The sequence below is a fragment of the Serratia sp. CoH_122_TC_1 genome (genome assembly GCF_058191755.1).
On the sequence record NZ_JBXWLA010000014.1, the window covers coordinates 127,682 to 143,181 of the forward strand.

Consider the following 15,500-nt stretch of genomic DNA (forward strand, 5'->3'; position numbering starts at 1 on the left):
ATGTGACAGGGAGCAGCTTTTTATGCTTTGTTTCACCTTATGGAGACGTTATCAAGGCTGAAACGCGCAATAACTCAGAAAACGCTGTAGAGCACTGGAGATATGCTTTTGGCGATGGTGAATCAAATACAACGTGCGCATCAGCGGAGGCAACGGCACCTGTAGCTCCACCAGCACACCGCTTGCCAACTGCTCGCAAATCACCCGGCGCGACAGGCAACTGATCCCCATACCGTGGCGAACCGCATGCTTTATCGCTTCCGAGTTGCCCAGCTCCATCACTAACTGAAAGTGGGGTAAATGCGCCAGCAGCAGGTGATGCAGTACTTCACGCGTACCCGAACCGCCCTCGCGCAGGATCCAGGGGGCTTCAGCCAGCATCGTCAAGGTCAGTGGTTGCCCCGCCAACGGGCTATCCGGCGCAGCGAACACCACCAGCTCGTCTTCAAGCCACGGCTGAGTGACCAATTCCGGCATATGACAAGGCCCCTCGATCAGACCCAGGTCAACCCGGAAGTCAGCGACTGCACCGATCACGTCCTGGCTGTTGCCAACGTTGAGCTCCAGCGGAGTCGAAGGGAAATCATGCCGATAATGGGCGATCATCTCTGGCAGCATATAGTTGCCGATGGTGCTGCTGGCACCGATACGCAGCGCACCGGCATCATGACGGAACAACTGTTCAATTTCTCCCGCCTGTTCCAGTAGCGCCAGCGCCTTCGGGTACAGCAGTCGGCCATGTTCATTAATGACCAAACGCTTGCCGACACGATCGAACAACTGTACGCCCAACTGCCCTTCCAGATCGGCCAGCGCTGCACTGACCGCCGACTGTGATAACGCCAGAACTACGGAAGCCTGCGTGGTCGAACCGCTTTTAAGCACTTCGGTAAAGACTTCTAATTGACGTAAGGTAATATGCATAGCGTCTCGGTATTCATCAAAGGTGACGTCGAATAAAGTCACTGAAATTAATGCAAAATCTGCGCTACTGACCGGCAATAGCGCACAGGGTGAATACGAGTAATCTTACCACGTTTGCAGAAATCAGTATGAAAGCCGCCGATACCGATTAACCACTTATTCAGATAAGTTATAAACATATAATCAATTTCTCTTTTATGGGGCAAGAACGTAGTCTGTGCTCAAGAATTTGATTAAAAGGGCTGACTTATGGCGACCAATACCACACATACTTTTCCATCGCGGCAATTTCCTCTGTTCGGTTTACCTCACTTAGTGCCAGGACTCCTATTGACGGGCGCCATCACCGCGTTGGCGGTCTGGGTCGGTGATATTCCGTGGGTGGCCGGATTGGGACTGGGTGCGCTGACACTGGCGATTTTACTTGGCATTGTGGTGGGCAATACGGTGTATCCCTGGTTACAACCGAGCTGCCATGGCGGCGTTCAGTTGGCCAAACAACGTTTGCTGCGGCTCGGCATTATCCTTTACGGTTTTCGTCTTACCTTCCAGCAGATAGCCGACGTAGGTACCACCGGTATCATCATCGATGCGCTGACCCTGAGCACCACATTTCTGCTCGCCTGCTGGTTGGGTAAAAAGGTCTTCGGCATTGACAGCCAAACCGCCATGTTGATCGGGGCCGGCAGCAGTATCTGCGGTGCAGCCGCCGTCATGGCCACAGAGCCGGTACTGAAGGCAGACTCAAACAAAGTGGCGGTGGCCGTGAGCACCGTGGTGGTGTTCGGCACACTGGCAATCTTCATCTACCCATGGATGTACAACCTGAATGAGCATTTCCAGTGGTTCTCCTTTAACCAGGAAACTTTCGGTATCTTCACCGGTTCGACCATCCACGAAGTGGCGCAGGTCGTTGCCGCTGGGCATGCTATCGGACCGGATGCTGAAAATGCCGCAGTGATCTCAAAAATGATCCGCGTGATGATGCTGGCCCCCTTCCTGGTCCTGCTCTCTGGGTATATCAGCCGTAGTCGCAGTACGGGCAGCACCGGGCACAAAGCGGAAAAATCTGCCATCACCATTCCTTGGTTCGCGGTACTGTTTATCGCCGTCGCCGGGCTGAACTCGTTCAACCTGATCCCAGCGACGCTGGTTAAACACCTGATTACCGCCGACACCTGGATGCTGGCGATGGCGATGGCGGCACTGGGCCTGACCACCCACATCAGTGCGGTGCGCCAGGCTGGGGTCAAACCGATCCTGCTGGCTACCCTGCTGTTCATCTGGCTGATGGTCGGCGGCGGCGCAATAAACCTGCTGGTGCAACATTTCCTCTGATTCTCTTCTCAATGGCCCGCAATTGCGGGCCATCGCTTTTCCCGCCATTCAATCCTACCGCTATCAATGCCATAATGACGCCGATTACACAGGAGAATGAAAATGAAGTTTGTCGGTGCACATGTCAGCGCGTCAGGCGGCGTGGATCAGGCGGTTATCCGCGCGCACGAATTAGAGGCGACCGCATTCGCCCTGTTCACGAAAAACCAACGTCAATGGAAAGCCGCTCCACTGCCTGCAGACGTGATCGATAAGTTTAAAAGTGCCTGCGCGCAATACGGTTACGGTCCAGGACAAATCCTGCCGCACGACAGTTATCTGATTAACCTCGGCCACCCGGTAACCGAAGCCTTGGAAAAATCCCGCGAGGCCTTCCTTGATGAAATGCAGCGCTGTGAGCAACTGGGGCTGACGCTGTTGAACTTCCACCCAGGTAGCCACCTACTACAGATTGATGAAGACAAATGTCTGGCGCGTATCGCCGAATCCATCAACCTGGTGTTGGATAAAACAACCGGCGTGACGGCGGTAATCGAAAATACCGCCGGTCAGGGCAGTAATCTGGGTTTCAAGTTTGAACATTTAGCGGCGATCATCGACGGCGTGGAAGACAAAAGCCGCGTCGGTGTCTGTATTGATACCTGCCATGCCTTTGCTGCTGGGTACGATCTGCGTACCGAAGAGACCTGCGAACAGACGTTTAAAGCGCTCGGCGACATCGTCGGGTACCAGTATCTGCGCGGCATGCACCTGAACGACGCCAAGAGCGAGTTCGGCAGCCGTGTTGACCGCCACCACAGTCTGGGTGAAGGCAACATCGGTAAAACGGTGTTCAGCTACATCATGCGTGACCCACGCTTCGACAATATCCCGTTGATTCTGGAAACGGTGAACCCGGATATCTGGGCGGAAGAGATCGCCTGGCTGAAAGCGCAGCAGTGATGACCACATAAAAAAACCGGAGCCTGGGCTCCGGTTTTTTATTGCCTGCATCAACGTTAAGCGACCGTCGCCGCCGGAACGTCAGCCCGTTTCAACACCGCGTACGATACCCCCGCCAACAGCGTACCGGCGATAATCGCCACCAGATACAACAGTACCGGTGTGATAGCACCTGGGATCAGCAGGACAAACAGCCCGCCGTGCGGTGCCATCAACTTGGCGCCGAACGCCATGGACAAGGCCCCGGTCAGTGCGCCACCGGCGATGCAGCATGGCAACACACGCATTGGATCACGGGCCGCAAACGGAATTGCGCCTTCGGAGATAAAGCACAGGCCCAGTACCAGCGCCGCTTTACCGCCTTCCTGCTCAGACTTCTCGAACTTGCGACGCGCCAACAGTGTCGCCAGGCCCATCGCCAGCGGGGGGACCATGCCCGCCGCCATAATGGCTGCCATTGGGGCATACACTGAGGAGCTCAGCAGTGCCACGCCAAACGCGTAGGCCGCTTTGTTGACCGGACCGCCCATGTCGGTACACATCATCGCGCCGAGGATCGCGCCCAGCAGCACCGCGTTAGCGGTACCCAATGACTGTAACCAGTGAGTCAGACCTTCCATGATTTTCGCGACCGGCGTACCGACGACGAAAATCATGATCAAACCGACGATCAGGCTGGCAACCAACGGAATGATCAATATCGGCTTCAGCGCCTCCATACTCTGCGGTAGACGCAATTTGGTGCTGATAAATTTGGCAACATAGCCCGCCATGAAACCGGCAATAATACCGCCGAGGAAACCGGCACCCGTGCTTACCGCCAGCATACCGCCAATAAGACCCGGCGTCAGACCCGGACGGTCAGCAATAGAGAAAGCAATGAAACCGGCCAGTACCGGCACCATCAACGCAAAGGCTGAACCGCCGCCAATCTGCATCAACGCTGCGGCCAACGTACCTTTGACTTCAAACGCCTTGATACCGAACACAAACGACAGCGCAATACACAGACCACCGGCTACCACCATTGGCAGCATGTAGGACACGCCCGTCAACAGGTGTCGATACGGCCCGGCACTCTCTTTCTTCTTGCCCGCAGCGGCTGGCGCCCCGCTTTTCTGCGGTTGGAAAATCTCCGCGTCGGCGACGGCCTTATCCAGCTCTTGCGCCGTTTTCTTCAGTGCCAGACCGGTAGACGTGCGGTACATCGGCTTACCGGCAAACTTGTCCAGATCCACCTCGATGTCTGCCGCGACAATGACCAGATCGGCCGCAGCGACTTCTTCTGGCGTAATGGTATTACCGGCACCCACGGATCCGCGGGTTTCTACCTTTACCCACCAACCGCGTTTTTTAGCTTCACTCTCAATGGCTTCAGCAGCCATAAAGGTGTGGGCGACCCCCGTTGGACACGCGGTAATTGCCACGATACGTTTTGGCCCCGCCCCTTTTACAGGCTCAAGCGGCGCGGCGGCAGGTGCCTGGTAGGCTTTCGCGTCGGCGATGGCCTGCGCCAGAAAGGCGTCCGGCTCACGGACGGCGTGTTCAACATCACCCACATAAACCCGTTTGCCGTTCAGTGCGGCATCAGCAGGTGCAGTTTGCCCTGCCACCACCACCAGCTCAGCCTCGGCCAGCGATTCAACCCGTGTCAGACCGGCTTTCGCCGCCGCAGCACCGAGCATACGTTTCGCCAGGTGACCACGTGCCTGTCCCAGCGAACTGTCTATCATCAGCAGTGTTTTCATTCTGCCTCCAGCTATTGATTAAAAGGTTTCAGATCGACACGCGCCATCATTGCGGCCAACTGTGGACGATCGGTCACGCCGACGTTGCTCTGGCTGACTGCCAGCGCAGCCACAGCGGTGGCCAAGCGCAAAGTATGCTCACTGGACTCACGCATCAGCAGGCCATAAATCAGGCCGCCAACCATAGAATCACCTGCCCCCACGGTGCTGACGACTTCGCAAGCGGGTGGCTTGGCAATCCAGGCGCCGGAAGCGTTAACCCACAGCGCACCTTCGGCACCGAGAGAAATCACTACGTGGGCAATGCCTTGATCGCGCAATGCATGTGCGGCCTCAACCACATCGGCCAATTGCGGCAAGGGCCGACCGGCCCAGATTTCCAGTTCACGACGGTTTGGCTTCACCAACCAGGGTGCCGCTTTCAATCCAGCCACCAGTGCTTCACGGCTGCTATCGAAGATAATGCACGGGCACTGTGCACGCAGGCGGACCATCCAGTCGGTAAAGGCATCGGGATCAACCCCGGCCGGTAAGCTGCCACTCACCGCCACCATGTCAAACTGGCCCAGCCAGCTCAGGGAGTCGGTCACGAAACGTTCCCAATCCTGCCCCGTCACTTCAAAACCAGAGAAGTTGAAATCCGTCACTTCACCGTCTTTTTCCGTCAGTTTGACGTTAATGCGAGTGCGCCCCGGAACCACCTGGAAACGATTGGCAATGCCCAAATCGCTGAACAGTAATTGGAAACCGTCCTGGTTATCTTTCCCCAGGAAACCGCCCACAGTGACATCAATACCCAGGTCCTTCAGCACCTTGGCAACATTGATCCCCTTCCCGGCGGCGTGAAGACCTGCGGTTTTGACCAGGTTAACTTCACCGCGCTCAATCTCTGGGCAGAAACCCACCAGATCGTAAGCCGGATTTAGGGTAATTGTTGCTACTCTTCTGCTCATGCTGCGCCCTCGCCCAGTCCTTCGTTAATCGCTTCTCCGATCGCCTTCAGCGCCGCTTCAGCATCTTCACCTTTGGCGGTAAAGCGCAGGTGATGTCCTTTCTTCACGCCCAACGCCACAACCTTCATCAGGCTGCGACCATTGGCCGGTTTGCCACTGCCATCAAGATTAGTGACGGTAATTTCACTGCTGAACTGCTTGATCACGTTGACCAGCGCTGTACCCGGGCGTGCATGTAAACCGTGTTCGTTACGGATCACGTACTCAGCGCTCAGCGTGGTGCTTTCTTCTTCTACCTCACTGGTCAACAAGGCCAACACGGTGACGGCATCAGCGTTCAGCAAGCGTTCAGCTTTGTTTGCCAAGAGCAAATCGCTCAAATAATTCAACACGGCCAGCGGCTGCTGATCGGCCACGGACAGCGTCAGCAACAGCGCCACCTTCTCGCCGTCTTCGTCAAAGGCTTGCGCCGGACGGCTGAGGGTCGCTGCACTGGCCAAATTGCCTTCGGTGCTGTCGCTTAACCAAATGCCCTGCCCCAGATTCAGCGGCTTGCGGGTGATGACGTCGCTAACAAACTGCGCGTTAACCGCGCCGATCTTCTGCAGGCGGCCTGCATTCAACGCCTGCAGCGTCATCAGGCTGTCGGCGGCCACATCGAGCGCAATCAGAGACGCGTCAAACTTGAACTCCGCCGTCAGCTTTTCACCCATCAACAAACTGCGCAGCTCTTCCGTTGACGTGGTTTTCGCCAGTTGTTCGGCTACGCTGTCATCGCTAAGGACATGGGTCAGTTGGCGCAGGAGCGCCAGGTGCTCATCAGAACGGGCAGCAATGCCGATCACCACAAATGCGGTTTGGCCCTCTCCCCATTCGATGCCCTGCGGAAACTGGAATACCTGTACACCGGTGTTCAACACCAGATCGCGGGTATCGGTGGTACCGTGCGGGATGGCAATGCCATTACCCAGGTAAGTGGAGGTTTGCAGCTCGCGCTGCAACATGCCGTCCACATAGGCGGCGCTGACGCAGCCTGCCTCAGTCAGTGCTGAAGCCACTTGCTGGATGGCTTCCTGCTTGCTACCGGCGGTTGCGCCCAGGTGAATATCTTGCTGTGACAACTGGAACATGATGCTCCTCTCCTGCTGAATTGAATCGTTTCAGCTTCATTGGGAAAAAGGAGCGTTATCGGCACCGAATCATCGTGACAATAACGCTGAAACGTTTCAAGGAGTGTGTAATCAGCCTTGGATGAAAGCAAGTTTTCTCCATTTTGATGTCATAGATTTTTGACCTTACGCACACTTTTCCCGAAGGGTTACCTGTCGCGGCGCTAAAATGACATACTGTGCTGAAATTTTGCTGACGGAGCTATACATGTCTGTAGTTGCAGGAGTCGGTGTGATCATCGTAAACGCGCAAGGGGAAGTACTACTGGGAAAACGCTGCGGTCAGCACGCACCTTTCTGGTCTATTCCCGGTGGGCACCTGGATGAGGGTGAAACCTTTGAACAGTGCGCACAGCGTGAAATCGCCGAAGAAACCGGGTTGATGATCGCCCCACCTCGTTTTATCGGTATCAGCAATAATCTGCAAACCTGGCGCGCCGAAGGAAAACATACGGTATCCGTGTGCTTGCAGACACAGCATCCCGGCGGCACACCCGAACGCAAAGAACCGGATAAATGTGCCGAATGGCGCTGGTGTTCTCCGAATGCCTTGCCGGAGCCGCATTTTGAAGCCAGCCGCAATGCCATTCACCTGTGGCTGGCCGGCCAGGCTTATCTGCCAACAGAATAGCCGTTTTCATTCAGAGTTTTTCCTCTCTGTCCGTGATCTTTCTCATGGCATGATAAAACCACATAAAAAATGCGTTATATAACTCAGAATATAACGCTGTAAAATCCCTCGAATGGCCGTTTTTCCTCTAAAAATAACCCTATAGTATTAGATGTCTTTGCTAATAATACCTATACTTCCCCAAGCATGTCGGCGTTCGGTCGACACTTTTTTGGCAAGGTTTTCCTTGGTATTTCATAATTATAAGCGGGTTCAATATGACCAATAAACTCACTGGCTTGATAAAAAAGCACCGCTGGGGATGGCTGTGGATTTTGCTCCTTGGAATTATCCTCGGGGCAGCATTATTAGCGGGCACCGCGACGGTATTCCACAAAACCAGCGACACGGCCTTCTGCGTTTCCTGTCACACCATGCAACAGCCGCTGGCTGAATATCAGGGCAGCGTCCACTTCCAGAATACCAAAGGCATCCGTGCCGAATGTGCCGACTGCCACGTTCCGCATGAGCCGCTCGATTACCTGTGGACCAAAATCCGCGCGGTAAAAGATATTTATGGCGAGATGGTGGGTACCATTAATACACCAGAAAAATATGAGGCACATAAGCTGGCCATGGCTCAGTCGGTATGGAAAACGCTGAAAGAAAACGACTCCGCCACTTGCCGCTCGTGCCACAGCTTTGATGCTATGGACATCACTGCTCAGCGACCTGAAGCACGCATTCAGCATCCAGTGGCCATCAAGCAGGGCGAAACCTGTATCGATTGTCACAAAGGTGTGGCACATATCCTGCCGGATATGAGTGGCGCAGCTCAGGCTGGTGCAGCCGAACTGGCAAAAGCGGCCGCTGAAACCTCACCCACCGCGACCACGCTGTACACCATTGCCACTGAGCCCTTCTTCCTGAAGCCTGACGACAGCCACAACGCCGGTAACTTGATGCCATCCACCGAGGTTCAGGTGATGAAACAGGAAGGTGACAAAGTGCTGGCCAACGTCACCGGCTGGCAGCAAGACGGTGTCAGCGAAGTGTTCTACGCGGCACAGGGCAAGCGTATTCTCAGCGTGCTGCTGGGTGAAGACGCACGCAAACTGCTGAAAACCGGGAGCACCATGACCGACAGTGAAACGGGCCTAGTGTGGCATCAAGTTTCTCTCCAGGTATGGTTGCCGCGTAAACAACTGATCGACGATCAGCAAAAAATCTGGCGCTACACGGCGGATATGATGTCTGCCAACTGTACCGGTTGCCACGGCCTGACCGCACTCGATCGCTTCAACGCCAACCAGTGGATCGGCGTAATTAAAGGTATGGCTCCACGCACCTCGCTGACGCAGGAACAACTGCGCGTTCTGACACAATACGTGCAGAAACATGCCAGTGACATGCAACCCGCCGCACCAGCCAAGCTTTAAGGGAGAAGCGAAATGAGCAAATATCAACAACAAGCGTTAAAAATGAGCCGCCGCCGCTTCCTGACCGGTGCCACTGCGCTGGCCGCAGCACCTTTGCTGGCAGGCTTGTGGCCCAAATCCGCATTGGCGCAGGCTATTAGCCAGGCGCTGCCACAGTTTGTGGTACTGCGCCAGGCACAAAAAGGCATTCTGACGGGCGCACACTGGGGCGCTTTTGAAGCCATAGTACAGGACGGCAAAATGGTCGGCGTGCAGCCGGTTAAAGACGATCCTTATCCGAACGAACTGATCACCATGGCACCTTATCAAGTCCATGCTGAAAACCGCATCAAATACCCGATGGTGCGTAAAAGCTGGCTGGAAGGGGGCCCCGGTAGCCATACCGAGTTACGCGGTCGCGACGAATGGGTGCGCGTCAGTTGGGACAAAGCCATTGAACTGGTGTGCGGTGAGATTACCCGTCTACAGAAAGACCACGGCCCACAATCAATCTATGCCGGGTCTTATGGCTGGAAGAGCGTCGGCATGCTGCATAACAGCCGCACACTGCTGCAACGCCTGATGAACCTGACCGGCGGTTTCCTCGGTTATGCCGGCGACTACTCCACCGGTGCAGCCCAGGTGATCATGTCACACGTGGTGGGCTCTATGGAGGTTTACGAACAGCAGACCGCCTGGCCTAACGTGATCGAAAACAGCCAACTGGTGGTTCTATGGGGCTGTAACCCAATGATCACGTTGAAAAACAGTTGGAACGTGCCGGACCACTACGGGCAGACGGGCTTTGAGGCACTGAAGAAGAAAGGCACCCGGGTGATCAGTATCGATCCGGTGCACAACGACAGCGCCAAATTCGTCGATGCGCAGTGGATCGCCCCGCGCCCTTATACGGACGGCGCTATGCTGATCGGCATCGCTCACACGCTGTTGACCGAAAACCTGCATAACCCTGACTTCCTGAAAACCTATACTGCCGGCTTCGACAAGTTCCAGGCCTATCTGCTGGGCGAAACCGATGGCACGCCAAAAACCGCCGAATGGGCTGCCGATGTGTGCGGTGTCGATGCCGACGTGTTACGCCAACTGGCCCGCGACATGGCAAAAAATCGCACCATGATCATGGGCGGTTGGGGTATTCAACGCCAGCATCATGGCGAACAACAGCACTGGCTCTTGGTCACCGTCGCGGCGATGCTCGGCCAAATCGGCTTGCCGGGCGGCGGTTTTGGCTTCAGTTATCATTACTCTTCCGGCGGGAGCCCGACGGCGAAAGGCGGCATCATTTCCGGTATTTCTGCCGGTAACGCGCCGAAGAACTCGCCGGCCCCGATCCCGGTGGCACGCATCGCCGAATGCCTGAGCAATCCAGGCAAGACCATTAACTTCAACGGCGCGCAGGTCACCTACCCTGAGGTGAAAATGGTGTATGTGGCCGGGGGGAATACCTTCCACCAGCATCAGGACACCAATAATCTGGTCAAGGCGTGGCAACGGCCGGACACCATCGTGGTGAACGAACCCTATTGGACCGCCACGGCCAAACACGCCGATATCGTACTGCCAGCCACCACCAGCTATGAACGCAACGATCTGGAAATGGGGGGGGATTACTCGCAGCTGTATGTATTCCCAATGCATCAGTGTGTACAAGCACAGCATGAGTCGCGCAGCGACTTTGATATCTTCGCAGCCATGGCGGCCAAACTGGGAGTGCAAGATGCCTTTACCGAAGGCAAAGATGAAACCCAGTGGTTGAAAGGCATGTACGATGACATGAAAACGCAGGCGCGCGCCGCCCGGGTGGCCCTGCCACCGTTCGACATGTTCTGGGCATCCAATAACTATGTGCGCTTCCCGGTGCCTGAAGCCAACACGCAATGGGTGCGTTTCGCCGACTATCGCGAAAACCCGTTGCTCAATCCATTGGGTACGCCGTCCGGTAAAATCGAGATTTACTCCGACGCCATTGCCAAAATGAAATACCAGGATTGCCCCGGCATCCCAACCTGGATGCCACCGCATGAGTGGTATCGCGGACCGGAAGCGGTTAAATATCCGCTGTCACTGAACACCGCACACCCGATCAACCGCCTGCACTCACAGCTCGACAATACGCCGCTGCGTAAAAAGTATGCGGTCGCAGATCGTGAAGCGATTGTGATCCATCCACAGGATGCCCAATCACGCGGTATCGCTAACGGTGACTTGGTACGTGCCTTTAACGATCGTGGCCAGATCCTGGTTGGTGCCGTGGTCAGTGAGGACGTACGCCCTGGCGTGGTGCGTATCAGCGAAGGGGCCTGGTTCGATCCGGCGGATCCGTCACAACCGGGGTCGCTGTGTAAGAACGGCAACGTCAACTGCCTGACCTTTGACATTGGCTCCTCCAGCCTGGCCCAGGGTAACTGCGGGCAGATGGCTCAGTTGCAGATAGAGAAGTACCAGGGTGAGGTGCTGAAAAACACCGCGCACGACGTGCCAATCGGCGCATAACGCGGTATATCCGAATACCCGGGCGATGGTGACATCGCCCTTTTTCTCGACTTATGCGGGTAAGAATTTTTTACCATTAAGCAGAATGAAACCGGTTTCTGATTAATTTAAACGGGCGTATTATGCGCGCGACTCCCTCAATTATGGCTATTTGCTGACCTCTATGCCTGGTTCAACTGCGGTAACACGACGCTCCCCCGACCTCACTTCACTGGCATTTTTAGTGGTGGCCTTCCTCACTGGGATTGCCGGTGCGCTGCAGACCCCGACGCTGAGCCTATTTCTGGCGACAGAAGTGAAAGTGCGCCCTTCCATGGTCGGGTTATTCTTTACCGGCAGCGCCGTCATCGGCATTCTGGTCAGTCAATTTCTTGCCCGACGCTCGGATCAAAAAGGCGATCGCAAAACACTGATTTTTCTGTGCTGCATGTTGGGTGCACTGGGCTGTGTGCTGTTCGCCTGGAGTCGTAATTACTCTCTTTTGCTGGCCGTCGGCGTGATGCTGACCAGCTTCGGTTCCACCGCAAACCCCCAGATGTTTGCCCTGGCACGCGAGCATGCCGACCGTACCGGTCGCGAAGCCGTGATGTTCAGCTCGATCCTGCGTGCACAGGTTTCCCTGGCCTGGGTCATCGGTCCCCCTATCGCCTTTGCATTGGCATTGGGATTCGGTTTTAAGCTGATGTATCTGGCTGCCGCGGCTGCATTTATTCTGTGTGGCGCGCTGGTGTGGACAATGCTGCCATCGATGCGCAAAACGCCGGTGCCCGCCAGCACCACGCTGGAAGCTCCGCGCCAGAACCGTCGTGATACGCTGCTGTTGTTTATGGCCTGCACCTTTATGTGGACCGCCAACAGCATGTATCTGATCAATATGCCGCTGTATATGGTGCATGAACTGCAACTGCCGGAAAGATTGGCGGGGATATTAATGGGCACCGCAGCCGGGCTGGAGATACCCACCATGCTGGTCGCCGGTATGGTGGCGAAACGCTTCGGCAAGCGCTTCCTGATGCGTTGTGCTGTGGTGGCAGGCCTGCTGTTTTACCTTGGCCTGTTGTTTATCACCGGCACCTGGCAGCTGATCGCCCTGCAACTGCTTAATGCTGCCTTTATCGGCGTGCTGGCAGGGATTGGCATGCTCTATTTTCAGGATCTGATGCCCGGACAGGCCGGTGCGGCCACCACCTTATTTACCAACACGACCCGAGTGGGCTGGATCTTTGCCGGTTCAATTGCCGGTGTAGTGGCAGAAATCTGGAGTTACCACGCGGTATTTTACTCCGCGCTGGCGATGGTGATCGGTGCAGTACTGTGTTTGTGGAAGCTCAAAGACGCATAACGCGGATTCAAGGTGCCGTATCCGCTTCCAGCTTAGCCAAATAGATGAGCGCCTGATCGCGGTGGTCATGACACATTTCACGGCTTGCCTGCAGGCTGCCACAGACTTTTGGCCGCAATGGCGAGTGAAACAAACCACAACGTAGCTGCTCACTCAGATGAATGCAGCGGGTATTCGCGGGCTTGCCGTTGGGCATGCCGGGGATCGGGCTGGATATTGAAGGCGCAATACAACAGGCGCCACAGTCGGCACGGCAGTCCATCAGCGAGTCTCCCGGTGGGCTGGCGGAATTGAAGCGCGACAATATCAGTAGCGCGCATTGCCCGCCAGCATAATCCGGGTTTGCCCATCAATCTTTACATCCCCCCTCTTTTAGCCGTTAATTGACCGCCCTCATCCAGGCCCCAAATACGCCCTAAACAGCCCCATTAAGGCAAATTAATGCATGAAACAAGCACATTCACGGCTTTACATGCGTCAGCCACACATGTACCATTAAGCTAGTACAAAAGAACTCACGGCCAACTCAGCCATTCAGGAGCAATCAATAATGTCCGCGGACACCATCCAGAAGCTTTCCCGCCCTTCAGTCCTTGGCGGCGCGATGATCATTGCAGGCACCGCCGTCGGCGCCGGCATGTTCTCCATCCCTATTGTGACTTCTGGCGTGTGGTTTAGCGGCTCTGTCGCGCTGCTGATTTATACCTGGGCCTGTATGCTGATTTCCGGCCTGATGATCCTTGAGGCCGCCCTGCATTACCCAAGCGGCGCCAGCTTCAATACCATTGTTAAAGACCTGCTGGGCAAAAGCTGGAACGCCATTAACGGCCTTTCCATTGCCTTTGTCCTGTATATCCTGACCTACGCCTATATTTCTGCCGGCGGTTCAATCATCGCTCACACGCTGGAAGGTATCATTGGCGTCGGGCAAACCACGGCAGGACTGGTGTTTGCCATCATAGTGGCCTTTATTGTTTGGCTTTCCACGCGTGCGGTAGATCGCCTGAGCACCATTTTGATCGGCGGTATGGTGATCACCTTTGTGATGTCGGTCGGCGATATGTTCACTCATGTACAACCGGCGGTGCTGTTCAACCGTGGAGATGACCAGGCCAGCTATTTGCCATATGCCCTGGCGGCGCTGCCTTATCTGCTGACCTCGTTCGGCTATCACGGCAATGTGCCGGGATTGGTGAAGTATTATCATAAAGACAGCGGTGCCGTGGTGCGCAGCTTGGTGTACGGCACGCTGTTGGCACTGGCGATCTATATCCTGTGGCAGTATGTGATTCAGGGCAATATCGCTCGTGACGCCTTCCGACAGGTGATTGCCGAAGGCGGCAACATCGGCAGCCTGCTCAAACAAATGGGCAACGTGTCCAGCAGCCAGACCGTCGGCCAGCTACTGAGTGCCTTCTCTTATATGGCGCTGGCCAGTTCGTTCCTCGGGGTGTCACTGGGCCTGTTTGACTATCTGGCGGACTTTTTCAAATTCAGCGACGATACTGCAGGACGCACTAAAACCGCGCTCGTCACCTTTGCGCCGCCGACCATTGCCGCGCTGTTGTTCCCGAATGGCTTCCTGTACGCCATCGGTTTCGCCGGGCTGGCTGCCACCGTTTGGGCGGTCATCGTGCCAGCAATGATGGCGCGCGCCAGCCGCCGCCGCTTTGCTGATGCGCAATATCGCGCACCCGGCGGTCATGGCATGATCCTGTTCATCATTTTGTTCGGGCTGATCAACGCTGTCGCGCACATATTGGCATTGCTGGGTCTGCTGCCGGTATTCAAGTAACTCCACAGGGGATGGCGCCCGCCATCCCCCTTTCTCTCACTGTTTTTGCTCGATCTACTTGCCTGAAATCAACAGCGCGAGTAACGTGTCGCAACTTCCCAAATACTCTTCATTGCAGGTTATTTTATATGGCAAAGGCTAACGAAATTAAGCGCGGCATGGCGATCAATTACAACGGCAAACTGCTGCTGGTGAGAGACATTGATGTCCAAAGCCCAAGTGCACGAGGTGCCAGCACTTTATACAAAATGCGCTTCTCGGATGTCCGTACCGGGTTGAAGGTTGAAGAACGTTTCAAGGGCGACGATATCCTGGATACCATTAGCCTGTCCCGCCGTAAGGTGAACTTCTCTTATATCGATGGCGAAGAGTACGTCTTCATGGATGACGAGGATTACACCCCGTATATCTTCAAGAAAGACCAGATCGAAGACGAGCTGCTGTTTATTCCTGAAGCCGGTCTGCCAGGCATGCAGGTACTGACGTTGGACGGTCAAGTGTTAGCGTTGGAACTGCCACAAACCGTGGATATGGAAATTGTGGAGACAGCTCCAGGCATCAAAGGCGCATCCGCCAGTGCCCGAAACAAACCGGCCACCATGGCGACCGGTCTGACCATTCAGGTGCCAGAGTACCTCAGCGCCGGTGACAAAATCCGCATTCATATTGCTGAACGTCGCTACATGAGCCGGGCTGAATAAGCTATTGCTTGCCACTTTCCGTCCGGGCAGTGCTCGGGCGAAAATT

At 55.4% G+C, this 15,500-nt stretch carries 13 protein-coding genes; 8 read left to right on the forward strand and 5 right to left on the reverse strand.

Translation table 11 applies throughout. The features are described from left to right. Positions 1-51 precede the first annotated feature (51 nt). The gene (yieE, locus tag AC2FC2_RS18345) at positions 52-924 is read right to left on the reverse strand and encodes a DNA-binding transcriptional regulator YeiE (RefSeq protein ID WP_209636058.1); all 873 of its coding nucleotides are present in this window, start codon (positions 922-924) and stop codon (positions 52-54) included. Positions 925-1,173: 249 nt separating this feature from the next. Between yieE and AC2FC2_RS18350 the strand changes: the two genes are divergently transcribed. Together AC2FC2_RS18350 and nfo are read left to right on the forward strand one after the other, a co-directional pair. Next, positions 1,174-2,262 carry a YeiH family putative sulfate export transporter gene (locus tag AC2FC2_RS18350; RefSeq protein ID WP_490659688.1) on the forward strand — a complete coding sequence of 363 codons (1,089 nt, stop codon included), beginning with the start codon at positions 1,174-1,176 and terminating at the stop codon, positions 2,260-2,262. A gap of 102 nt (positions 2,263-2,364) precedes the next feature. Next, entirely contained in the window at positions 2,365-3,204 is an 840-nt protein-coding gene (gene nfo / locus AC2FC2_RS18355) for a deoxyribonuclease IV (protein ID WP_209636062.1), read from the forward strand. A gap of 56 nt (positions 3,205-3,260) precedes the next feature. Here nfo and fruA read toward each other — a convergent pair whose 3' ends face one another. From fruA to fruB, 3 genes are read right to left on the reverse strand one after another with little or no spacing between them, the layout of a single operon-like run. Next, positions 3,261-4,952: a PTS fructose transporter subunit IIBC gene (gene fruA, locus AC2FC2_RS18360; RefSeq protein WP_490659689.1), complete on the reverse strand. Its 1,692-nt coding sequence runs from the start codon at positions 4,950-4,952 to the stop codon at positions 3,261-3,263. 11 nt (positions 4,953-4,963) lie between these two features. Then, the gene (gene fruK, locus AC2FC2_RS18365) at positions 4,964-5,905 is read right to left on the reverse strand and encodes a 1-phosphofructokinase (protein WP_099063729.1); all 942 of its coding nucleotides are present in this window, start codon (positions 5,903-5,905) and stop codon (positions 4,964-4,966) included. Continuing rightward, positions 5,902-7,035, reverse strand: coding sequence for a fused PTS fructose transporter subunit IIA/HPr protein (fruB, locus tag AC2FC2_RS18370; protein ID WP_490308424.1), 1,134 nt, complete (start codon positions 7,033-7,035; stop codon positions 5,902-5,904). The genes fruK and fruB overlap by 4 nt, the downstream gene beginning before the upstream one ends. Positions 7,036-7,282: 247 nt before the next feature. Between fruB and AC2FC2_RS18375 the strand changes: the two genes are divergently transcribed. The 4 genes from AC2FC2_RS18375 to AC2FC2_RS18390 all read left to right on the forward strand — a co-directional run bounded on the left by AC2FC2_RS18375 (position 7,283) and on the right by AC2FC2_RS18390 (position 12,958). Further along, the gene (locus tag AC2FC2_RS18375; protein ID WP_490659690.1) at positions 7,283-7,705 is read left to right on the forward strand and encodes a nucleotide triphosphate diphosphatase NUDT15; all 423 of its coding nucleotides are present in this window, start codon (positions 7,283-7,285) and stop codon (positions 7,703-7,705) included. A 257-nt stretch (positions 7,706-7,962) separates the two neighbouring features. Beyond that, entirely contained in the window at positions 7,963-9,123 is a 1,161-nt protein-coding gene (locus tag AC2FC2_RS18380) for a NapC/NirT family cytochrome c (protein ID WP_209636071.1), read from the forward strand. 12 nt (positions 9,124-9,135) lie between these two features. Beyond that, entirely contained in the window at positions 9,136-11,616 is a 2,481-nt protein-coding gene (torA, locus tag AC2FC2_RS18385) for a trimethylamine-N-oxide reductase TorA (RefSeq protein ID WP_490659691.1), read from the forward strand. A gap of 163 nt (positions 11,617-11,779) precedes the next feature. After that, positions 11,780-12,958: a sugar efflux transporter gene (locus AC2FC2_RS18390; protein WP_490659692.1), complete on the forward strand. Its 1,179-nt coding sequence runs from the start codon at positions 11,780-11,782 to the stop codon at positions 12,956-12,958. 7 nt (positions 12,959-12,965) lie between these two features. Here the strand turns inward: AC2FC2_RS18390 and AC2FC2_RS18395 are convergent, their stop codons facing one another. Beyond that, positions 12,966-13,220, reverse strand: a complete 255-nt coding sequence (locus tag AC2FC2_RS18395) for a YkgJ family cysteine cluster protein (protein WP_012145951.1) — start codon at positions 13,218-13,220, stop codon at positions 12,966-12,968. Between the two features lie 288 nt (positions 13,221-13,508). Between AC2FC2_RS18395 and mtr the strand changes: the two genes are divergently transcribed. Both mtr and yeiP read left to right on the forward strand, forming a co-directional pair. Next, positions 13,509-14,753 carry a tryptophan permease gene (mtr, locus tag AC2FC2_RS18400; RefSeq protein WP_265556566.1) on the forward strand — a complete coding sequence of 415 codons (1,245 nt, stop codon included), beginning with the start codon at positions 13,509-13,511 and terminating at the stop codon, positions 14,751-14,753. A gap of 128 nt (positions 14,754-14,881) precedes the next feature. Next, positions 14,882-15,454, forward strand: a complete 573-nt coding sequence (gene yeiP, locus AC2FC2_RS18405; protein WP_209636080.1) for an elongation factor P-like protein YeiP — start codon at positions 14,882-14,884, stop codon at positions 15,452-15,454. Positions 15,455-15,500 lie beyond the last annotated feature (46 nt).